Source organism: Acinetobacter calcoaceticus (assembly GCF_900520355.1).
In the GTDB taxonomy this organism is placed as follows: domain Bacteria; phylum Pseudomonadota; class Gammaproteobacteria; order Pseudomonadales; family Moraxellaceae; genus Acinetobacter; species Acinetobacter calcoaceticus_C.
The window spans coordinates 3,191,259-3,212,806 of record NZ_LS999521.1 but is presented as its reverse complement, the minus strand read 5'-3'; the positions used below and the strand labels follow the sequence as shown (position 1 = coordinate 3,212,806).

At 41.0% G+C, this 21,548-nt stretch carries 17 protein-coding genes and 4 tRNA genes; 12 read left to right on the top strand and 9 right to left on the bottom strand.

Annotation, left to right across the window (positions count from 1 at the left end):
* Nucleotides 1–83: 83 nt before the first annotated feature.
* From argJ to AC2117_RS15345, 6 genes are all read left to right on the top strand, one after another.
* Nucleotides 84–1,304 carry a bifunctional glutamate N-acetyltransferase/amino-acid acetyltransferase ArgJ gene (argJ, locus tag AC2117_RS15370; protein ID WP_133975256.1) on the top strand — a complete coding sequence of 407 codons (1,221 nt, stop codon included), beginning with the start codon at nucleotides 84–86 and terminating at the stop codon, nucleotides 1,302–1,304.
* 145 nt (nucleotides 1,305–1,449) lie between these two features.
* Nucleotides 1,450–2,514 (top strand): quinolinate synthase NadA, encoded by a 1,065-nt coding sequence (gene nadA / locus AC2117_RS15365; protein WP_133975254.1) that lies wholly within the window; start codon nucleotides 1,450–1,452, stop codon nucleotides 2,512–2,514.
* A gap of 142 nt (nucleotides 2,515–2,656) precedes the next feature.
* Nucleotides 2,657–2,733, top strand: a tRNA-Pro gene (locus AC2117_RS15360).
* 56 nt (nucleotides 2,734–2,789) lie between these two features.
* Nucleotides 2,790–2,866: transfer RNA gene (locus AC2117_RS15355), tRNA-Arg, on the top strand.
* Nucleotides 2,867–2,898: 32 nt separating this feature from the next.
* Nucleotides 2,899–2,974, top strand: a tRNA-His gene (locus AC2117_RS15350).
* 4 nt (nucleotides 2,975–2,978) lie between these two features.
* Nucleotides 2,979–3,055: transfer RNA gene (locus tag AC2117_RS15345), tRNA-Pro, on the top strand.
* Between the two features lie 341 nt (nucleotides 3,056–3,396).
* Here the strand turns inward: AC2117_RS15345 and add are convergent.
* Nucleotides 3,397–4,392, bottom strand: a complete 996-nt coding sequence (add, locus tag AC2117_RS15340; RefSeq protein WP_133975252.1) for an adenosine deaminase — start codon at nucleotides 4,390–4,392, stop codon at nucleotides 3,397–3,399.
* A gap of 402 nt (nucleotides 4,393–4,794) precedes the next feature.
* On the opposite strand from add, the gene AC2117_RS15335 reads away from it, so the two are divergent.
* Nucleotides 4,795–5,970, top strand: a complete 1,176-nt coding sequence (locus tag AC2117_RS15335) for a zinc-binding dehydrogenase (RefSeq protein ID WP_133976397.1) — start codon at nucleotides 4,795–4,797, stop codon at nucleotides 5,968–5,970.
* A 105-nt stretch (nucleotides 5,971–6,075) separates the two neighbouring features.
* On the opposite strand, the gene AC2117_RS15330 is transcribed toward AC2117_RS15335, so the two are convergent.
* Nucleotides 6,076–7,023, bottom strand: a complete 948-nt coding sequence (locus tag AC2117_RS15330; protein ID WP_133975249.1) for a LysR substrate-binding domain-containing protein — start codon at nucleotides 7,021–7,023, stop codon at nucleotides 6,076–6,078.
* A gap of 246 nt (nucleotides 7,024–7,269) precedes the next feature.
* Between AC2117_RS15330 and AC2117_RS15325 the strand changes: the two genes are divergently transcribed.
* The 3 genes from AC2117_RS15325 to AC2117_RS15315 all read left to right on the top strand — a co-directional run bounded on the left by AC2117_RS15325 (nucleotide 7,270) and on the right by AC2117_RS15315 (nucleotide 11,324).
* Nucleotides 7,270–8,490, top strand: coding sequence for an acyl-CoA dehydrogenase (locus AC2117_RS15325; RefSeq protein ID WP_133975247.1), 1,221 nt, complete (start codon nucleotides 7,270–7,272; stop codon nucleotides 8,488–8,490).
* A 227-nt stretch (nucleotides 8,491–8,717) separates the two neighbouring features.
* Nucleotides 8,718–10,040 (top strand): MFS transporter, encoded by a 1,323-nt coding sequence (locus AC2117_RS15320; RefSeq protein ID WP_133975245.1) that lies wholly within the window; start codon nucleotides 8,718–8,720, stop codon nucleotides 10,038–10,040.
* A 54-nt stretch (nucleotides 10,041–10,094) separates the two neighbouring features.
* A complete protein-coding gene (locus AC2117_RS15315; RefSeq protein ID WP_133975243.1) occupies nucleotides 10,095–11,324 on the top strand; it encodes a CaiB/BaiF CoA transferase family protein in 1,230 nt (409 codons plus the stop codon).
* 43 nt (nucleotides 11,325–11,367) lie between these two features.
* Here the strand turns inward: AC2117_RS15315 and AC2117_RS15310 are convergent, their stop codons facing one another.
* Nucleotides 11,368–11,916, bottom strand: a complete 549-nt coding sequence (locus AC2117_RS15310; RefSeq protein ID WP_133975241.1) for a TetR/AcrR family transcriptional regulator — start codon at nucleotides 11,914–11,916, stop codon at nucleotides 11,368–11,370.
* 98 nt (nucleotides 11,917–12,014) lie between these two features.
* Here AC2117_RS15310 and AC2117_RS15305 point away from each other — a divergent pair, with 98 nt between their 5' ends.
* Nucleotides 12,015–12,548, top strand: a complete 534-nt coding sequence (locus tag AC2117_RS15305) for an HPP family protein (protein ID WP_133975240.1) — start codon at nucleotides 12,015–12,017, stop codon at nucleotides 12,546–12,548.
* 76 nt (nucleotides 12,549–12,624) lie between these two features.
* On the opposite strand, the gene tcuB is transcribed toward AC2117_RS15305, so the two are convergent.
* The 6 genes from tcuB to AC2117_RS15270 all read right to left on the bottom strand — a co-directional run bounded on the left by tcuB (nucleotide 12,625) and on the right by AC2117_RS15270 (nucleotide 19,718).
* Nucleotides 12,625–13,758: a tricarballylate utilization 4Fe-4S protein TcuB gene (gene tcuB / locus AC2117_RS15300; RefSeq protein ID WP_133975238.1), complete on the bottom strand. Its 1,134-nt coding sequence runs from the start codon at nucleotides 13,756–13,758 to the stop codon at nucleotides 12,625–12,627.
* On the bottom strand, nucleotides 13,748–15,154 hold the full coding sequence (gene tcuA / locus AC2117_RS15295; RefSeq protein WP_133975236.1) for an FAD-dependent tricarballylate dehydrogenase TcuA: 1,407 nt from the start codon (nucleotides 15,152–15,154) through the stop codon (nucleotides 13,748–13,750). The genes tcuB and tcuA overlap by 11 nt, the downstream gene beginning before the upstream one ends.
* A gap of 103 nt (nucleotides 15,155–15,257) precedes the next feature.
* Nucleotides 15,258–16,187, bottom strand: coding sequence for a LysR family transcriptional regulator (locus tag AC2117_RS15290; RefSeq protein WP_133975234.1), 930 nt, complete (start codon nucleotides 16,185–16,187; stop codon nucleotides 15,258–15,260).
* Nucleotides 16,188–16,318: 131 nt separating this feature from the next.
* Nucleotides 16,319–17,113: a substrate-binding domain-containing protein gene (locus tag AC2117_RS15285; RefSeq protein WP_133975232.1), complete on the bottom strand. Its 795-nt coding sequence runs from the start codon at nucleotides 17,111–17,113 to the stop codon at nucleotides 16,319–16,321.
* An 88-nt stretch (nucleotides 17,114–17,201) separates the two neighbouring features.
* The gene (locus tag AC2117_RS15280; RefSeq protein ID WP_133975230.1) at nucleotides 17,202–18,512 is read right to left on the bottom strand and encodes an MFS transporter; all 1,311 of its coding nucleotides are present in this window, start codon (nucleotides 18,510–18,512) and stop codon (nucleotides 17,202–17,204) included.
* A 276-nt stretch (nucleotides 18,513–18,788) separates the two neighbouring features.
* Nucleotides 18,789–19,718: a LysR family transcriptional regulator gene (locus tag AC2117_RS15270; RefSeq protein ID WP_133975226.1), complete on the bottom strand. Its 930-nt coding sequence runs from the start codon at nucleotides 19,716–19,718 to the stop codon at nucleotides 18,789–18,791.
* A 734-nt stretch (nucleotides 19,719–20,452) separates the two neighbouring features.
* Between AC2117_RS15270 and AC2117_RS15265 the strand changes: the two genes are divergently transcribed.
* Nucleotides 20,453–21,505, top strand: coding sequence for a Bug family tripartite tricarboxylate transporter substrate binding protein (locus AC2117_RS15265; RefSeq protein WP_133975224.1), 1,053 nt, complete (start codon nucleotides 20,453–20,455; stop codon nucleotides 21,503–21,505).
* Nucleotides 21,506–21,548: the final 43 nt, after the last annotated feature.

Here is a 21,548-nt window from a genome sequence, read left to right as displayed (position 1 = left end):
GATATTTCATGAAGACAGTGCTTCATTGCATCGCTTTTTTGAAATATTGATCTTATTCATAACAAACTCTGGATGTTCTAAAAATGGCTGTCGGTGACGTAACAATGCCACAAATGCATGTGGTAAAAGGTGTAAAAATTGGCTCAACAGAAGCATATGTACGTTACCCGAACCGACGAGATCTAGTCATTTTTGAGTTTGCAAAAGGTTCAAATGTTGCAGGTGTTTTTACCCAAAATGCATTTTGTGCCGCACCTGTTCATGTCTCTAAGGCTCATCTTGCACAAGGAAACCCTCGCTATTTAGTGATTAATACGGGTAATGCCAATGCGGGAACTGGACCGACGGGCTTGAAAAATGCTCAAGATACTTGCGCAAAATTAGCTGAGATTGCTGGGGTAAATAGCTCAGAAATTTTACCATTTTCTACAGGTGTGATTGGTGAGCAGCTTCCAATGGAGCGTTTACTGGCTGGACTTCGACCTGCATTAAACACTTTGCAAGAGGCTGCTTGGTATGACGCGGCATCTGGCATTATGACCACAGATACAGTGCCTAAAGGCGCATCTGAACAATTTGAGCTAGATGGTATTACTTATACCATGACAGGTATTAGTAAAGGCGCTGGCATGATTCGTCCAAACATGGCAACCATGTTGAGCTTTGTAGCTACAGACGCACCTATTAGCCGTGATTTAGTACAAAGCTTATTAAAGACAACGGTTGAGCATTCATTTAACCGTATTACGATTGATGGCGATACCTCAACCAATGACTCTTGTATTTTTGTGGCAACAGGTCAGGCAGGTGGAGCTGAAATTACTTCAATTAACGATGCACGCTACGCTCAAGTGTTAGAAGTACTTGCGCGTGTTATGAATCGTTTAGCTCAGTTAATTGTACGTGATGGCGAAGGTGCAACGAAGTTTATTACTGTTGCTGTAGAAGGCGGTGGCAATACTCAAGAATGTTGCGATATTGCTTATAGCATTGCTCATTCGCCGTTAGTAAAAACCGCACTTTTTGCATCTGACCCGAACTGGGGACGTATTTTGGCGGCAATTGGCTATGCTGGGGTGAAAGACTTAGACGTGTCTAAAATTCAAGTGTGGCTAGATGAAGTACAAATCTGTAAAGATGGCGGAGCTGCCGAGGATTATACCGAAGAGGCGGGTGCAAGTGTTATGGCACAAACAGAAATTACCATTCGAGTTGATTTAGGACGCGGTCAAGCCAAAGACACGGTATATACCTGTGACTTATCTTATGACTATGTCAAGATTAATGCTGATTACCGTTCGTAAATATTCAGTTATAATCAAGCCTCGACAAAGAGGCTTTTTTATTAGCCCCACCTTTTGATATTAAATGATTGAACTATTAAATCATTTAAGCAGTAACGTTATATGCGAGCAGGTATGCCAGCATGAAGGATAGAGAAGACGTTTTATGAGTGATGCGACTTTAATTGCCAACGATGCAAAAAACATTGTACAAGCGCATTTAGACCGTTTAGGTGAGCCAAAAGACAACCGCTTAAGTGAAGAAGCAAAACAACAAAAGTTTGCTCAGATCGAAGCAGAGCTCAAAAAACGTGATGCTGTCCTTGTTGCACACTACTATTGCGACCCTGAAGTGCAGGAGCTTGCTGAAAAAACAGGTGGTTGTGTTTCTGATTCTTTAGAAATGGCCCGTTTCGGACGAGATCATCCTGCCTCTACACTGGTTGTGGCAGGTGTAAAATTTATGGGAGAAACAGCTAAAATTCTGTCTCCTGAAAAAACAATTCTCATGCCGACACTCGAAGCGACGTGTTCACTCGATTTAGGTTGTCCAGTTGATGAGTTCACAGCATTTTGTGATCAGCATCCTGACTACACCGTAGTAGTCTATGCAAATACCTCGGCTGCTGTTAAAGCACGAGCAGACTGGGTGGTGACATCAAGCTGTGCAGTCGAAATTGTTGAACATCTTGATAGCTTGGGTGAGAAAATTATCTGGGCACCAGATCAGCACTTAGGCCGTTATATTCAAAAGAAAACCGGTGCAGATATGTTGCTTTGGGATGGCGCATGTATTGTGCATGAAGAGTTCCGTGCACGTGGTATTGCCAACATGAAAGCACTGTATCCAGATGCAGCTGTATTGGTACATCCAGAGTCGCCAGAGTCGGTTGTAGACATTGCTGATGCGGTAGGTAGTACTTCTCAATTGATTAAAGCTGCGCAGACTTTGCCAAATGAAAGACTCATTGTGGCAACTGACCGTGGTATTTTCTACAAAATGCAGCAAGCTGTACCAAATAAAATTTTAGTTGAGGCTCCAACAGCAGGTGAGGGTGCAACTTGCCGTTCATGTGCTCACTGTCCGTGGATGGCAATGAACGAACTCGACGGAATTTTAGAAGTTTTACAGAAAGGCGATCAGGAAATACACGTTGAACCAGCGCTTGCTGAACGTGCCAAAATGCCTTTAGATCGAATGTTAGCCTTTAGTGCATCGTTAAAGCGTTAAAAAACCTCAAAATGCTTGTTAAATATACATTTGATAAGGATTTTTAAACTTTTTTGACAATAGGTGTTGACGTCTGAGGGCGTCGCGCCTAGAATGCACACCGTACCGCACGATGTGCGATACAGCAAAAGCTGAGATAGATCGGAGCATAGCACAGCCTGGTAGTGCACCTGGTTTGGGACCAGGGGGTCGTAGGTTCGAATCCTACTGCTCCGACCACTTAAAATAATATTTTAAGATCGGCGAAGTATCGCATGATAAGCATCATCGGTTAAGCGCCTGTAGCTCAGTTGGATAGAGCATCCGCCTTCTAAGCGGATGGTCACAGGTTCGAATCCTGTCAGGCGCGCCACTCGGTAGCTTGGTACATAGAACTATTTGATGGTGGATGTAGCTCAGTTGGTAGAGCCCTGGATTGTGATTCCAGTTGTCGCGGGTTCGAATCCCGTCATTCACCCCAATTTCGGAGCATAGCACAGCCTGGTAGTGCACCTGGTTTGGGACCAGGGGGTCGTAGGTTCGAATCCTACTGCTCCGACCATATTTAGAAGCGTTCAAGCTTTATAAAATATCCCAAATATTAAAAAGAATTTCTTCTTATCTTATAGATAGAAGAAATTTTTTTGTTTTCTATTTAAAAAATCTAATTCAAACGCATTTCAATGCTTGAACTCGTTTCCTTATACACATATAAGCTCTGTTCTCTGTTCTCTGTTCTCTGTTCTCTGTTCTCTGTTCTCTGTTCTCTGTTCTCTGTTCTCTGTTCTCTGTTCTCTGTTCTCTGTTCTCTGTTCTCTGTTCTCTGTTCTCTGTTCTCTGTTCTCTGTTCTCTGTTCTCTGTTCTCTGTTCTCTGTTCTCTGTTCTCTGTTCTCTGTTCTCTGTTATTGATATTTCTGTCTTAACTCATCTTTTTCTTGTTCTGATAAAAATGCGATTTTAAGACCGTTTTCTTGAGCTGTATAAATTTGCTCAGGGGTTAATCCTGCCAATGGGGCAGCACTTAAATATTCATGTTGTATTTCAATACCTTCTACAGCTGGGTCATCCGTATTAATCGTTGCAAGAACGCCATGCTCTAAAAAAGTCTTTAATGGATGCTGTGCTAGTGAGGGTACTGTGTTGGTTTGAATGTTCGAAGTTAGGCAAGATTCAATACCAATTTCATGTTTAGCTAAATAATCTAACAGCTTCAAATCTTGAACCGCTTTAACACCATGTCCAATCCGTTCAGCACCTAATTCTTCAATAGCTTGCCAAATACTTTCTGGGCCAGCTGCCTCTCCTGCATGTACCGTAATGTGCCAACCTGCATCACGCGCTTTTTTAAAGTGATCAATAAATAAATTGCCCGGAAAACCAAGTTCATCACCTGCTAGATCTAAAGCTTTAATATTATTTTTATGAGCAAGTAGAGCATTTAATTCTATTTCGCAGGCTTCTTGGCCAAAAGTACGGCTCATAATCCCAATTAAATTCGCTTTTACCCCGTAAGTCTGACTGCCTTCTTTTACACCAGCAATAACCGCTTCAACAACGCCTTCAAGTGGTAGTTGATGCGTCATGCCCATGTAACCCGGCGAAAAACGAAGTTCTACATAGTCTAGGCCTTGTTGTGCAGCATCTTGCATGTTTTCAAATGCAATTCGTTTACAGGCATCTAAACTCGCTAATACTTTTACCCCCCAATCCAACTTCGATAAAAAACTTAATAAATCCGGTTGGTTGTCAATCACTTGTACGTGTGGGCGTAAAGATTCAATGTCGTAGGCAGGCAAATCTAAATGGTATTGTTGCCCTAATTCTAAAATAGTTTGAATACGGATATTGCCATCGAGGTGGCGGTGTATATCTGTAAGTGGAAGCGTTTTAGTAATCATAAATTTCTTCTTATCTGTTCGTATCAATTCATCATGCCTGTTTGGGGCAATTGATAAAAGTTTGGATTTGCTATGTTTTTGTGAAAAGGGTTTGGTTGAGTTTTTTGAACTTAAGATATTCGTTTAAGTTTTAATTTTGATGACATTGTTCTGGCCTAAGAAGATAACGCAGTCTGTGTAAGATACAAGTACCAAGATTTTTATTGTTTTTAATCTCGCTGAGCCTGCCTCTTGTTGACTATTTAAGAATAGATTGGCTAAAGAATGGTCATTGGTATTTTGCCTTTTAGTTGTAAAGATGAGCAAAGGCTTGCTAAAGACCAAACTGATAAGGCGATTAATTTATCTGTAGAAATCTATTTCTGGCAAGTAAATGAAAAAGAAGAAATAGGAAGTGTTCAAATGAAGTCGGTACTTTGTCATCAAGCAAAATTAGAAGTAGTAGACCAACCGAAATTAACTCCTGCAAAAGGACAGGTGTTATTAGAAGTGGTTCGATGCGGGATTTGTGGCTCTGATTTACATATGCAACATCACTGTGACCACATGCATGATTTAGCCGCACGTGTCGGGTTTAATGGTTTAGCTAAATCTACTGATCCATTCGTACTTGGTCATGAGTTTTGTGGCAAAATTTTAGATTATGGCCCAAAAACTCGTCATAAATTTAAAGCCGATACACTCGTTTGTGCAATGCCTCTTTTAAATGTAGATCAGCATGGTTATTTATCTACAGGGCTTTCACCAAATGCTTCGGGTGGCTATGCCGAGCAAGTACTAGCTCAATCGAGTTTAATGTTTGAAGTGCCCAATGGTCTAGATGCAGATAGTGCTGCCATGACTGAACCTATGGCAGTTGCATTGCATGCCGTTCGCCGTAGCCGTGTGAAAACCAGTGAACCTGCTATTGTGATTGGCTGTGGCCCTGTTGGGCTAGGTGTTATTTTAATGCTTAAAGCGGCTGGGGTTAAAACCGTGGTTGCTAGTGATTTTTCACCAAACCGCCGTAAGCTTGCCGAGCAATGTGGTGCCGATATTGTGGTAGATCCTAAACAGACATCGCCATTTGCCAACTGGAAAGAGTTTGGTTTGCTGGGCAATGTTTCTGATGCGATCAATATGGGCATGGGGCTTTTTGATAAGTTACAAGCGACACGTTTACCATGGTGGCATGGATGGCGCATGATTGATAAGTTGGGTGCTTTGCCAAAACGTCCTGTTATTTTTGAATGTGTTGGCGTACCGGGTGTTTTACAGCAAATTATTGAAGGTGCACCTTTGTTTTCCCGAATTGTCGGAGTTGGGGTGTGCATGCAAAGTGACAAAATAGAACCAGCACTTGCGATTAATAAAGAGTTAGAAATTCAGTTTGTGTTGGGGTATACACCACTTGAGTTCCGAGATGCGCTACACATGATTGCAGAAGGTAAAGTGAACTGCTCGCCACTTATTACCGGTGTTGTCGGCTTAGAGGGTGTTATGAGTGCATTTGAAGCGTTACGCGACCCTGAACAACATGCCAAAATTTTGATTGACCCAAAACGTAGTGGTTCAGGCATTCAATTGATGAGTCATTAATTCAAAGTAATTGATGCTTAACTAAAAAGGTTGTGATTTCATCAATCACAATCTTTTTTTATGAGTATAAGTCGCAATATTGGGTATTCAATAAAAGCTGCTGAGCTAATTTATACTACTTTTTAGCTGCTCTAATTCGTGGTGAATCCAGTCAACAAATTTTTGAATGGTTGGGGTGATGTCTTGGCTTGAGTGAATGAGATAGTACTTTCGGCTGCCTTTTAGTTTTTTATTGGAAACAATCACAAGTTCTTTTTTTTGTAGTTCAGATTCAATCAACATTTGCGGAATTAGAGTCATTCCCATGTCATGGCTTGCAGCAACCGCAAGCATTGAAAATAACTCATGGCGTTGTCCATCAAAGGGTTTTGGATGTTGCATGTGATGAGTCAGAAACCATTCTTGCCAAATGCTAGGTCGAGTGGTTTGTTGCAGCAGGGGAATTTTTAGTAAATCCTCGCAGCTTAAGTCATAGGTATTTTCATTGATCATGATGGCATCTGGAAAATACTTTTCGATCAGCCTTGGGGAGCAAACAGGCACAATTTCTTCATCCATTAAATAATGGGCTTGTATGCCGGGCCAGTGATCAATCTGCTGCTGTGTACCTGCAAAAATAGCGGCGTCAAAAATATTGTCGTTAAATAAAAAAGGTTTGGTACTGGTTTCTAAATGAACCGTAATTTCAGGGTATCTTTGATTTAAAAGATGAAGCTTGGGTAACAGCCAGCGCGTTGCAAAGGTAGGCACCACGCCTAGCTTTAATGTTCCGCCTAAACCCTTATGAGAAATCACATCTGCCGTACATTTTTCTAGCCCTAATAAGTAGGGTTTAATGCTTTTAAAATATTGTTGGCCCGCAATAGTTAGCTCGACTCCGTGCCGAGTGCGTATGAATAATTCAACACCCAAGAAATCTTCTAGCTGCTGAATTTGGCGAGAGACCGCACTTTGGGTAATACATAACTCTTGGGCAGCATAGGTATAACTGAGATGTTTTGCTGCACTTTCAAAGCAAATCAGGCCCTGAATTGACGGGATACTTCTTCGCATAAATAAAATCCTTTTATTTGTCGTCATATTTCAAAAAAGCATATGACCTAAATGCAGATAGCAGAGTTTAGTCTAAAAATAAGCCATTTTTAATGAAATACAACCAATTAATTATCTAAATTTAATGCGACTTATTTTAAATATGCGTAAGTCGCATATCTGCATGAAGATTTATCGTTTGATTACTGCATTTTTCACGCATAACATCGAGTTAAATAAAGAAGATCAAATCAAGCAGAGGATGCGATGAATCACATGGTGACAACAAAAAAAGCAAAAGTTCAATTTAACTGGCAAGACCCATTTTTAATTGAGCAACAGCTTACCGAAGATGAACGCATGATTCGTGATGCGGCTCATGCCTATTGCCAAGAACGCTTGCAACCACGTGTACTTGAACAGTTCCGTCATGAAAAAACAGATCCGTCTATTTTTCGTGAAATGGGAGAGCTTGGCTTATTGGGGCCAACTATTCCTGAGCAATATGGCGGCGCGGGTTTGAACTATGTGAGTTATGGTTTGGTTGCGCGTGAAATTGAATATGTCGATTCGGGCTACCGCTCTATGGCGAGTGTGCAAAGCTCATTGGTGATGGTTCCAATTCATGAATTTGGTACCGAAGAGCAAAAACAGAAGTACTTACCTAAATTGGCAACTGGTGAATTCATTGGCTGTTTTGGTTTAACAGAACCTGACCATGGCTCAGACCCAGGCAGTATGATTACCCGTGCTAAAAAAGTTGACGGCGGTTACCGTTTAACTGGCGCAAAAATGTGGATTACCAATAGCCCAATTGCTGATGTGTTTGTAGTGTGGGCAAAAGAAGTTTCTGCTGAAGGTAATGTGGGTGATATTCGAGGCTTCATTTTAGAAAAGGGTTGGGAAGGGCTATCTGCGCCTGCCATTCATGGCAAGGTCGGTTTACGTGCATCGATTACGGGTGAAATTGTGATGGATAACGTTTTTGTACCCGAAGAAAACGCATTCCCTGAAGTTCGAGGATTACGTGGTCCGTTCACTTGCCTAAATAGTGCCCGCTATGGCATTGCATGGGGTGCTATGGGTGCTGCCGAGTTCTGTTGGCATACCGCACATCAATACACCATGGACCGTAAACAATTTGGTCGTCCGTTGGCTGCAAATCAATTGATTCAAAAGAAACTTGCAGATATGCAAACTGAAATTGCATTAGGCTTGCAAGTAGCTTTACGTTTTGGTCGTATGAAAGATGAAGGCATTGCGTCAGTTGAAGGCACATCTTTAATTAAGCGTAACAACTGTGGAAAGGCGCTTGATATTGCCCGCATGGCACGCGACATGATGGGTGGAAACGGTATTAGTGATGAATTTGGTGTGGCACGTCATTTAGTTAATCTTGAAGTCGTAAATACCTATGAAGGTACACATGACGTTCATGCCTTGATTTTAGGTCGTGCACAAACAGGCATCGCGGCATTTAGTAACTAACTCATTCATTTTTAAAAGATGGAGGTGTTCTTTCAAGAGCACCTTTAGGGATTTTTACGCAAAAATTTATAGATAATGACAAGATTCATCGTAAGGATACTCATGTGAAGATGCGCCTCTGTGTACTTAAATTTGAATGTAAGATAATGAAAAGTATAGAAGATTAAGTCATACAGAAAACATAAGTAAGCTATCGATGACTCATTTGGGAAAATGAGGAACTAAAGATGAACAATGACGTTCAGGCAATATCGAAAGAGTTAAGAACTACATTTCCAAGCAATCTTGGAACATATGAAAAGATCGGACCTCATACATGGAAATGGGCGTTGCTATTTGCCTATTTTGCGATGGTGGTCGATGGCGTTGATATTATGCTGCTGTCTTATAGTTTGACCAGTTTAAAGGCAGAGTTTGGTTTAAGTACCTTTCAAGCGGGTGCATTGGGGAGTGCTTCTTTGGCAGGAATGGGCGTTGGCGGTATTTTGGGTGGTTGGGCATGTGATAAGTTTGGTCGCGTGCGAACGATTGCCAACTCGGTAACCTTCTTTTCGGTAGCGACTTGTTTATTAGGTTTTACGCAAAGCTTCGAGCAATTTATGGCTTTACGCTTTATTGGTGCTTTAGGAATCGGAGCACTCTATATGGCCTGTAATACATTAATGGCTGAATATGTGCCAACCACTTACCGTACAACCGTACTGGGCACGTTACAGACTGGTCAAACAGTGGGTTATATTGCTGCGACGCTATTAGCTGGTGCGATTATTCCAGATCATGGCTGGCGTGTTTTATTCTTCCTGACCGTAGTTCCTGCTTTCGTTAATATTTTTCTACAACGATTTGTGCCAGAGCCAAAATCTTGGCAGTTAACCAAAATTGAAAGTTTACAAGACAACAGACAGCCTAAAGAAATTGTAGCGACTGAGAAACCAAAAAGTAGCAGTATCTATAAGCAAATTTTTAATAACTTTAAGCACCGTAAAATGTTTTTGTTGTGGATGACTACAGCATTCTTCTTACAATTTGGTTATTACGGCATTAACAACTGGATGCCAAGTTATTTAGAAACAGAAGTGCATATGAACTTTAAAAACTTAACCAGTTATATGGTGGGTTCATATACAGCAATGATTTTAGGCAAAATTTTAGCAGGTTATCTTGCTGACAAATTTAACCGCCGTGCTGTTTTCGTGTTTGGAACAATTGCCAGCGCCGTGTTTTTGCCCATCATTATTTTCTTTAATACGCCTGACAATATTTTGTATTTATTGATCACTTTTGGCTTCTTATATGGCATTCCATACGGTGTAAACGCGACGTATATGGCTGAAAGTTTTTCAACTGATGTACGCGGAACAGCCATTGGCGGTGCCTATAACATTGGTCGTGTTGGGGCAGCTATTGCACCAGCTACCATTGGTTTCTTGGCATCGGGCGGTACGTTTGCCATGGCCTTTATTGTAATGGGCGCTGCGTATTTTGTTGCGGGTGTATTGCCAGGCTTATTTATTAAAGATCGTCAGTACGATCCGCAAAAACAATCATAAACAATGAAGAAGGTGCGTTGAGTACCTTCTAAAAAGATAAGGAAGGGTATCGTTATGGGTGCATTACAAGGAATTCGGGTTTTAGATTTAAGTCGTGTGCTTGCGGGACCGTGGTGTGGACAAATCTTGGCAGACCTTGGCGCAGAAGTCATTAAAATTGAACGTCCTCGAGTTGGTGATGACACCCGTATGTGGGGACCACCATGGATGTCCAATCAAGACGGAAACATGACCCGTGAATCTGGCTATTTTCAGTGTACCAACCGTAATAAATATTCTGTTGCTGTGGATATTACAACTCCAGAAGGTCAGGCCTTAATTTATGAAATTGCCAAGACTGCCGATGTTGTAATTGAAAATTATAAGACAGGATCTTTGACTAAATATGGTTTGGATTACGCATCATTAAGTGAACTGAACCCCAATATTGTTTATTGCTCGATTACTGGTTTTGGGCAAGATGGTCCACGTGCAGAAGAACCCGGTTATGATTTTATTATTCAAGGCATGTCTGGCTTAATGAGCATTACTGGTGAACCTTATGATGTCACAGGCGGTGGTGCGCAAAAGGTTGGTGTGGCTGTGGTAGACATTCAAACTGGATTGTATTCAACCATTGCCATTCAAGCGGCCTTGATTGCACGTTCGCACACAGGGCGTGGTCAATATATTGATATGTCACTCCTTGATGTGCAGGTTGCGGCACTGGCAAATCAGGGAATGAACTATTTAGCTTCGGGTAAAGCACCACAGCGCATGGGTAATCAGCACCCAAGTATTGTGCCGTATCAAACCTTTAAGGCTAAAGATAAAGAATTTATTATTGCGTGTGGTAACGACAAACAGTTTAAAGATTTGTGCATTGCGATTGGTTATCCAGAGCTGCTCGAAAATGAAAAATTTGTGCGTAATCAAGACCGAGTAAAGTATCGAGATGAACTAATTCCTTTATTGTCGGAGCACTTTTTGCAGAAAACCGCTAAAGAATGGGTCGAGATGATTCATGCGCTTAAAGTACCTGTAGGTGTTATCAACTCTATTGAAGATGCCTTGGCTGAACCACAAATTGTACATCGCAATTTGGTGGTGAATATTCCTCATCGTTTAAATGAAAACTTTCAAACGATTGGCTCACCGATCAAGTTGTCTGATACTCCAGTTGAATATCATCACGCACCGCCAGAGCTCGGTGAACATACCGCTCAAATTTTATCGAGATTTAAAACAACTGATGAATTAGCAGCGTTAAAAGAGAAAGGCATTATTGATGGGGAAGTTTCGTAGCTAAAATTCCATTTATTCAATTGCAGCTATCGGGCTGCAATTATTAATTTTGATTGATATTAAATAATTGATTAATAGAATTTTTCATATTTATCGCAAGTGCCTCATCGAAGCCATCGACTAAAAAACGACTAATTAGCCCTTCAATCACCGTATAGATTAGTTCAGATAAAGTTTCACCATTTTGCATATTGCAGTTTGACGCGATGAGTTCTTTAATCCATTGCTTATGGGCTTTAGAAATAGAAATAATGTCTTGATCATCTTGGTTAGATTCAGCGACCGCTCTTACAAATAAACAGCCCTTAAAAAAATCTTGTCTAAACCAATTGGTGTGCCAATCAAGAATTTTATTAATAGCCTCTAACCCCGTTGCATCTCCCACATAACCTAAAAGGCTTTGCTTAAAGCGTTCATCACGAGCAATCAGTACAGACTGAACCAATTGATTTTTATTTTTATAGTAAGTGTACATGGTGGTTTTGGAACAGCCAGACTCATCGCGAATCAGGTCAACGCCAACGCCAACAAAACTATTTTCATTAAATAACTTCTCGGCTGTATCTAATATTTTTAAGGCAGATTTTGACATAAAACTTTTCCAAAAAATAAAATAGTACAGATCTGTACTATTTGGAATTTTATCTATATGCTTTTTAAAAAGCAACTTTTTGTTAGAGGAATAAAACAATGTTCTCGATCTTTCATGGCAAAGAAAAACTGGCTCCATCGCCCACTAAAGTTGATATTTTAAGAAGTCTTATTGGGGGTACAGTCAGTATTTTTATACTTCTGTGGTTGAGTAAACTTACACATAATATCTTTATTATGGCGCCGTTTGGTGCGACCTGTGTATTGCTCTATACGGTGTCACAGTCTCCTTTGGCACAGCCGAGAAATATTATATTTGGGCATCTTATTTCGGCTTTTGTGGGATTGTTTTTTCTAAAATTTGCGGGTGTTTCTATTTTTACAATTGCTTTTTCAGTGGGTTGTGCCATTGCACTCATGCAAGTTTTTAAATGTGTTCATCCACCTGCGGGTGCCAATCCTTTGGTTATTTTGCTTACCGCGAGCAGCATACATTACGAGTGGAGTTTTTTGATTTTCCCTGTTTTGGTCGGTGCAGTGTCTTTAGTCTTGGTGGCGATGCTGATTAATAATATTAAAGCGAGCACGAAGTGGCCGATGTATGGCTTAGGAATTTTCAATAGTAAAAAGTAGGGAAGGCATGAAGTGTTCTAAGCCGAAAAACAATAAAAGCATTCACTACGCCAAGATAGTGAATGCTTTTGTGAAATTATGATTTCTTGGAAATACGTTCTTCGATGGCAAATTTGAGTAAAGAAGCACTGCGGTAAAAACCATGTGCGAACTTTCCAAATGGCATGGTAATAAAGAATGTCATGACCGTGGCTAAATGGAAAATCAGTAAAAGTGCCATGTAAGGGGTATTGCGAAATGCCATGAGTGCTAGCCCTGAAGCGCTAACGATAAGTAGAAGGAAGATAAAGCCTCGATCTATAGGTTTTTGCTCGCGGTCACCATGTAACGGATGGCGTTTAAGATTTAAATAGAGTAAGCCAGATGGCCCGACAACTAAGCCAATTCCACCCAAAGTTCCTAAAATCACAGGCAAGCTTAGGTAAGGATAAGGTGCATGTAGGTCAAGAAAATAGTGATATAAAGTCGCTACACCTGTAGCTGCAAAGCAGAGCATAAAGCCATAAAACGTCAGGTGATGGAACACACGGCGGATTTGTGTGTAGCGGTCATCTTGCTCATTACAGCCTTTGCCATGTCCACCATCTAAATATTTAAGCGTTAATACATTTTGGGTGGCTTGGAGCAGGTCGGGTTTCTCAACTTTGCCATGGATGACTTTAGAGGTTTGTCGCCAAAATTTACTAATTCCAATGCCGAGCAGAACAATCGCAATGGTAAAGGTTGCTCCAAACAATAGAGCTAAAAAGTTATGCGGGAAAATCGCATAGAAATTACCTTGGTAGCCTGCAAATAGGTCGGTGCCTTTGTACCACACCACACCTAACATGCAAAAAAAGAAAATAAGTGTTAACGCCGAGACAAACGGAATACCCACAGACTTATAAAGTCTACCTAGCGGTTGAGGCGTAGCAAACTCTTGGTAAGTTTCCAAACGTACTTGCGCCATTGCTTTTGGAATGTTTACACCAAACTCATGTGGTGGAGCATATTGGCAAGCGTGTAGGCAAGCACCACAGTTATGGCACAGGTTTGCGAGGTAATGAATATCGGCTTGATTAAACTCAAGGCGTTTGGTCATGGCCGCAAATACAGCACAAAATGACTCACAGTAACGACAAGCATTACAAATCTGTAGGGCTCTTTGAACTTCTTGCTCATGGTCAGAGAGCTGAACAACTGGAATTAGGGCTTTGCTATTAGCATTCATGTTCAACTCCTTGTGAAAGTGCATAGTGGGCTGCATTTTTTCCGGCAATTCGCCCAAACGTCGTCCCGATCGACATGCCAACGCCTGCGGTATAACCCTGACCGAGTACGTTACCTGCCATCATTTCACCTGCGACAAACAGGTTGCGGCTAGCTTTATTGTTAAAACGCACAGCAGCATCGTCTTCGACTTTTAAACCTAAATAGGTAAAGGTAATGCCGGGTTTGAGGGCATAGGCATAGAAAGGTGGGCGATCAAGTGGAACGGCCCAGTGGGTTTTGTTGGGCACAATATTTTCGGTAGTGCAGTCATCTAAAACGGTATGGTTAAAGGTGCCTTGCACGCAAGATTGGTTAAACTCTTCTACGGTGTGGCATAAGGTTTTTGCATCTAGCCCGATTTTTTCGGCTAACTCTTGAATGCTGTGAGCTTTTACACCCGCAAACACAGGTGGCATAAAACGACCAATCGCTTTTGAGTCAATAATTGAATAGGCAATTTGCTGAGGCTGTTTGGCAACAAGGCGGCCCCAAATCGCATAACGTTTTGGCCAGAAGTCTTCGCCTTCATCGTAAAAACGTTCGGCTTTGTTATTGACCACAATACCCAATGAAACGCAGTCAATTCGGGTACAAATGCCGCCGTCATATAAGGGTGCTCGTGCATCTACGGCTACGCAGTGTGATTGCGATGGATCACCAATAATATCGGCGCCTTGATCCATCATAAATTTAAGTAAGTTGCCTTGATTAAAGCGAGTACCACGAATAATGAAATTATCGGCAGGCCATTCGCCATTTTCATTTTGTCCCCATGCTTCTCTTAACCATTCTAGATTTGACTCAAAACCACCTGCGGTCAATACACAGCTTTTTGCTTTAAACACACGACCATCTTCAGCAATCGCTGCTTCAAACTGTCCTTGGTTTAACTTTAGATCTTTAATTTTTGTGTTGTATAAAATTTCGATGCCAAGCGCTTGGGCACTACGGTAATACGCATTAATGAGGGCTTTACCGCCACCCATAAAAAATGCATTGGTACGTGCAACATGTAAAGCACCCGATAGCGGCGGCTGAAAATTCACGCCATGTTTACGCATCCAGTCGCGGCAGGTTGCTGTGCTACGAATTACAAGTCGTGCTAAGTGTTCATTGGTTTTTCCAGCAGTTACTTTAAGCAGATCTTGCCAATATTCTTCTTCTGAGTAGACATCAACCAATACATCCTGGGGAGCGTCATGCATGCAGCGAAGGTTACGGGTGTGTTGTGAATTACCACCACGCCATTCTTTAGGCGCTGCTTCTAGCACCAGCACAGAAGCGCCATTTTCCTTTGCAGTGAGCGCGGCACACAGTGCGGCATTCCCACCACCAATTACAATCACATCATGCATAGATTTCTCCCTTTCTCAGCTAGGGCTAATGTAGCTTTAAAAGGGAGGGTGAAGTGAGAGGCTAAGCTTGAATGGGTGTTTATTAAAAATAAACACTAATGGCTTAAGTGTTTATGAGTTCCGCACCGGGCCAGCATTTTTCATTAACTAAGTTGGTGACACAGGCTCGAATCACCACTTTAGTGGCTAAAGTGGCAGGCGAAATTTCTTCTTCAGAGAGACTAATTAAATAGTTAATACGTTCAATGGCAGGTTCTACAATGCGTAGCAAACATAAGTCTTGCCGAGAGTTTAATGCTGCACCCGCAGGTTGGATGGTTGCCATTTCTAGATGGCTAATACTTTCCATTAGCAAATGTAGCCCATCAATTTCATAGGCGACTTTAAGTTGATGAATTTTCTGTTCGAGCAACAAGCGCAGTCCATGTCGTTGGCTTGGTAAAATAAGCGGAAGTTCTTTCAGTTGTGGATGGGTAATGGTTTGAGTGTCGATACAGCTGTCAAGATGGTACTGGCTCAGCACTTCTTTAGGCGAGATTAAAAACATTTGCTCTTTGACTAGAGGCTGTATGGCCCACTGCGGGTCGACATCGTCGCTAAAGATAATTGCAACATCGAGTTGTCTTGCATTGACCAATGTTTTGAGATCGCCCGATAAGCCTTCAATTAAACGGACTTTAATGTCGGGGTAACGATTCCTCATGAGCTTTAAAAAATGTGTGCCTATAACAGTCGCGACACTCGGCGAAAACCCCACGGTGACGTGGCCACTTAAGCGTGAAGAATGTGCAGAATCTACGGCATGGTCTAGGTGTCTAAGCGCAAGTTGAACCTGTTGAAAAAAAGCCAAACCCGCAGGGGTGGGAACTGTACCCAGAGCGGTACGTTGTAAAAGGCGAATGGAAAGCTCGCTTTCTAATTTTGAGATTTGCTGACTTAATGCAGAAGTTCCAATATCGAGATTTTTTGCAGCTTTACCCAAGCTTCCTGACTCGATCACTGCAATAAAATACTTTAACTGTTTGAGTTCCACGGTAAATACTACATTAACCTTTATTGATGATTCTACACTGGTTTATTACTATATATTTTGTTCTATTGCTTTGAGTAAACCGGCAATAGAGTAGAGGCAACATCACCTCAAGACGTTGCCTTTTATAGCTTTTATTGTTTGACCTGCTCAAGACCTTGTTCTTCAATAATTTGTGTTGCTTGTGGTGATTTCACAAACTGGATTAATTCTTTTGCCACTTTTTTATGTTCAGAATTTTTACCAATACCAGCCGCAAAAATGGTGACTTTTTGATAAGGTGCAGGAATTGGCCCCACTAACTCAACTTGTCCATATTTGCCAGTAAAAGGTTTGATTTCACTAATTTGTTGGAAACCAATATCAAACTGGCCTTCGGCGATACGCTTTGCAACGCGGTCACCTACCACTTTTTCCGCTTTACCAGAAATTACTTTGTATTCCACAGACGGGAAGCTTGGGAAAACATTCTTTTCAAGATGCGTGCCGCTTGCACTTGCTGAATAGCCTATGTGCTTTGCATTTAATAAAACCTTTTCGAATTTTGCAGCAGAACTAATGTCTGGTTTTGGGGCACCTTTAGGAATAGCCATGCCAATGCTTGAATTAACTAAAGCACTTTGTGAATTTGGGTCTACATAACCCTTTTCTGCAAGCTTGTTTAGTTCAGGAGCAGCTAACACCACCACATCAAAATGTTCACCACGATCGAGTCGATTTGGGATTGCCGTTGGTGATGCACCCATGGATGAACCAGACGAGAGGTGTACGGTATGGCCAGTTTGCTTTTCAAATATTGGAATGAGTTTTTCCATAGATGAGTAAAAACCACCTGAGCTAATCACTTCGAGTGTATCTGCATTAACAAAAGTAGATACTAAGCCCGCACCAGCTAAGCAAATAGTTTTGAAGATAGGGGACTTTTTCATAGTGCCTCACTTTAATTGTAAAAGAGCACAGTACGGTGACTTAGGGTCTGCCGTACTGTTCAGTAAAATTTCAGGTTAAGTAGTTGTTTTAAGCGCTAACCTTCACAGGTTCAGCAATTGCTTCAGAATTTTTCTGTTGAGAACCGCGGCATAGATATAAGCTTGAGATGAGGCTACATACCGCAGCTAACATCAGCCAGAATGCTGGTGCACTTGCATTACCCGTGTTTTCAACAAGATATGTACAGGCAATGGGGGTCATGCCACCAAAAATAGCGGCTGCAAGACTAAACGCTAAAGAGAAGCCGACTGTACGTACACGTTTTGGCATCACTTCGGCTAGTGTTGCCACCATAGTTCCGTTGTACATACCAAAGAAAAATGAGAAGTACGCAAGCGTAATGAGGAGGTTAGAAAAACTAATATCACTTACTAACCAGCTTAAAACTGGATAAGTTGTAAATATGGCAAGGGTAGTAATACCGACTAAAATAGGACGACGGCCAATTTTGTCTGAAAGTAAACCACCAATTGGCAACCAGAAGAAATTCGACAAACCAACAAATACAGTCGCTAAAAGGCTATCGGTTACCGACATTTCTAAAGTACGTTTTGCATATACTGTTGTGTAAACCGTAATAAAGTAGAACGTTGTTGTGGTCATGGCACTCATCATCATACCGGCAAGCACAATACGCCAGTTGCTCACCAGTGTGCTGAAAATCTCTTTAGAAGTTGGATGAGTTTTTTGAGCTTTAAAGTCTTCGGTTTCTTCTAAAGTACGGCGGAATAAAAAGATTAAAGGAATAATCAAACAGCCAATTAAGAACGGAATACGCCAGCCCCATTCGCCCACTTGAGCAGTAGTTAAAATGGTGTTAAGCCAATAGCCAAGTAATGCAGCAAACACAACCGCAATTTGTTGGCTGCCAGACTGCCAGCTTGTGATAAATCCACGGTTTTTATCTGTTGCAATTTCAGCTAAATAAATAGAAACACCGCCAGATTCAACGCCTGCCGAGAAGCCTTGCAATAGGCGTCCAATCACCACCAAAATTGGCGCAATAATACCAATGGTTTCATAACCTGGCACAAAGGTAATTAAGATGGTTCCGATTGCCATAAGGCTTAAGGTCACAATAAGACCTTTACGTCGTCCAACTCTGTCGACATAAGCACCCAAGAAAATAGCGCCAAGAGGGCGCATAAGAAAGCCCGCAGCAAATACGGTAAATGTCATCATTAAAGAGACATATTCATTTTCAGAGTGGAAAAATTTTGCTGCGATATAAGTGGCATAGAAACCAAAAAGAAAAAAATCGTACTGTTCTAAAAAGTTGCCACTCGTTACATTTAATATTTTTTTTAAAGTAGCCCTAGGGTTATTCACGACATCCATTGAAGACCTCCTTGGCCTGACAGAATGGAAACATTCACGATTTTCGAGGTCGGACCTAAATCGGTTCAATCAATAAACCTAAATAAAAATGGGTTTGAGATGAGATTTAGAGAGACCCTTCGTAGAAAATGTGATGTCTTGTTTCCAGTTCAAACTACACATCTATATTTCGATAAACAGAAAACCACTTATCATTCGGACGAAAATGTAATCTCAAAAAGCAGGAGGGAGTGAGAGGGCAAAATTAATTGGGTGTTTAATATAATTAATGACCTTTTATAAAATAATTTCAGAACAAGGCCAGATTTGATTTTGAATAAGCTCTTTCACACACGCTTTAATTGCTGACTTAGCAGCGAGTGCCGCAGGGGATAATTCTTCTTCGGCAAGGCTAACCAAGTAATTGATTCGTTCAACTTCTGGATCAACCAATTTGAGCAATTGAAGCTTATGTTTGTATTCTTGCAGACAAGCACTTCCGGGGCGGACGCTGGCAAGTTCAAGATGAATCAGGCTATCCATGAGTAAGTGTAGACCATCAATTTCATAGACGACATTAAGCTGTCCAATCTTGTGTTCAAGTAATTTTCTTAAACTGTGACGCTGGCGTGGCAGCACTAAAGGAATGTCACCAATTTGTTGAGACTGAATAATTCCACTTTTGATGCATTCGGCAAGACCGTATTTTTCTAGTACTTCTTTTCGTGCCATTAAATACATTTGCTCGCGTACCAATGGTTGTATTGACCATTGCTTATCAATTTCATTGGTAAAAATAATGGCAATATCAAGCTGACGCGAATTAATGGATTGAATCAGGTTACCCGACAGTGTTTCGACAATCTCTAGACGAATATCTGGATAACGTTCAGACATTAATTTCATTAAAGGGATGCCAATTAAGGCGGTAATGGTGGGTGGAAAACCTAAGCTGACATGGCCTGAAAGCCTTGCAGAGTGAGCAGCATCAACAGCAAAGTTAATCTGTCGTAAAATGAGTTGAGAATGTTTTAAAAAGGCGAGACCAGCAGGAGTAGGTGTGACGCCAAAGGCATTACGCTGCAGCAAGCGAATGCTTAACTCTTGTTCTAGTTTACTAATTTGTTGACTAATTGCTGAAGCACCAACATCAAGTTTTTGGGCTGCTTTACCAATACTGCCTGCTTCAACGACCGTCAAAAAATACTTTATTTGCTTGATTTCCATATATAAATGTCCGTATTAATTTTAGTAAGCGCCAAATTTTCATAGATTTTTTGTATATTAACAGCTGTATATTCTCTTATAAATAATTATCCATTCTCATAAAAGTGATCTTTAACTTTATATTCTAAGAATAATAAAACGATCCTTTTCAGTTTCTCTCACTCCCTTTGCTTGGATTTTTAAGCCTATTTAATTTTACTAATGCCCCCTTTAAATTGTTGGTATCACGATGATTTCTTATTCTGTGCTTTAATCTCCTCAAATTAGAAAGGGAGAGCATTAAATGCATGATGCATTAAAAAATATGATGGGTTTGCAAATTATGAAGAAGCGTACCTGATTAAATAACTATTGGAAAAACGTATGAGTATTTTGCTCACTTGGTCAGAAGGAAAGATTGGGTAAATAGGTTTATTTATTTGAATATTAAACGTTACCCATAGCATGGATATGTAAAAGACAACTCAATAGATTACTTTTTTATTATCTTATTGTTATTCATCAGTATTAATTAAAACCAGTATTTTTGGATATTTTTGCAAAGGTTTTAATTACTCATTATAGATCTGGTGATTGTCATAACTTTCCCTCCACTTAGCTATTTCTTTTAGTCGGTTGATTCGTAATTTTTATAGTAACGCAGCATTGCTGAAGTTCGCTGTGAAAGAGCGCATTTCAAAACACAAGATTAAAACTAAAAACCGGTAAACATGATCGTGCCAAGGAGGTCGATTATGGCGATTGGTAAAAATCAAAATATGAATAGAGCAAAACGTTATAAGGATGTATGTAACATGAAAAATTTAACTTTACTCGCATTAACATGCGTCAGTGTGACAATGGCTGGGTGTGGTTCAGGAAATGCTTCTAAAGAGGCTGGTCAGCCAAAACGTCCGGAATGTATAGCCCCAGCAAAGCCGGGTGGTGGGTTTGATATGACTTGTAAATTAATCCAATCTGGCTTTAAACAAACAGACCAGCTCAAAGACCCAATACGCGTAACCTATATGCCAGGCGGGGTAGGTGCCGTAGCCTATAATAAGATCGTAAACAGTGATCCTGCTAACAATGATGCCGTGGTTGCATTTTCGACTGGTTCACTCTTGAACTTGGCACAAGGAAAATTCGGAAACTTCACTGAAAAAGATGTGAAATGGTTGTCTGGGGTCGCCGTCGATTATGGTTTGGTTTCGGTACATAAAGACTCACCGCTGAAAAACCTTGATGACTTGATGAAAGTACTACGAGAAAACCCAAAAGCACTTAGCTTTGGTGGTGCTGGAAGTGTGGGTGGTCAAGACTGGATGCAAACAGCCATGTTGGCAAAAAAAGCAGGTATTAGTCCGGCCAATTTAAGATTTGTTGCACTTGAAGGTGGTGGGGAAGTACTGACTTCATTACTGGGACAGCATATTCAAGTTGGGGTAGGGAATATCAGTGAAGTAAGTTCATACCTAGAGTCTGGCGATATTCGGGTTTTGGCAGTTTTTGCAAACAAGCGTTTAGACGGGAAGTTCTCAAAATTACCTACCGCAAAAGAGCAAGGCTATGACATAGAGTGGCCGGTAATTCGTGGTTTCTATATGGGACCACAGGTCAGTGATGAAGCCTATGGCTGGTGGAAAAATGCCTTTGATAAAATGATGGCAAACCAGAAATTTGAGGCAGTACGTAACAATCAAGATTTACTCCCATTTCAGCTGACGGGTGAAGAACTCACTGCCTATGTATATAAGCAGACTGAAGAAATGCGTCAGTTGTCGCAAGAATATAAATTATCAAAATAGCAAACAGGCTGAGCAGGGAAGCTATTTTTCAGCTCAGCTTTTT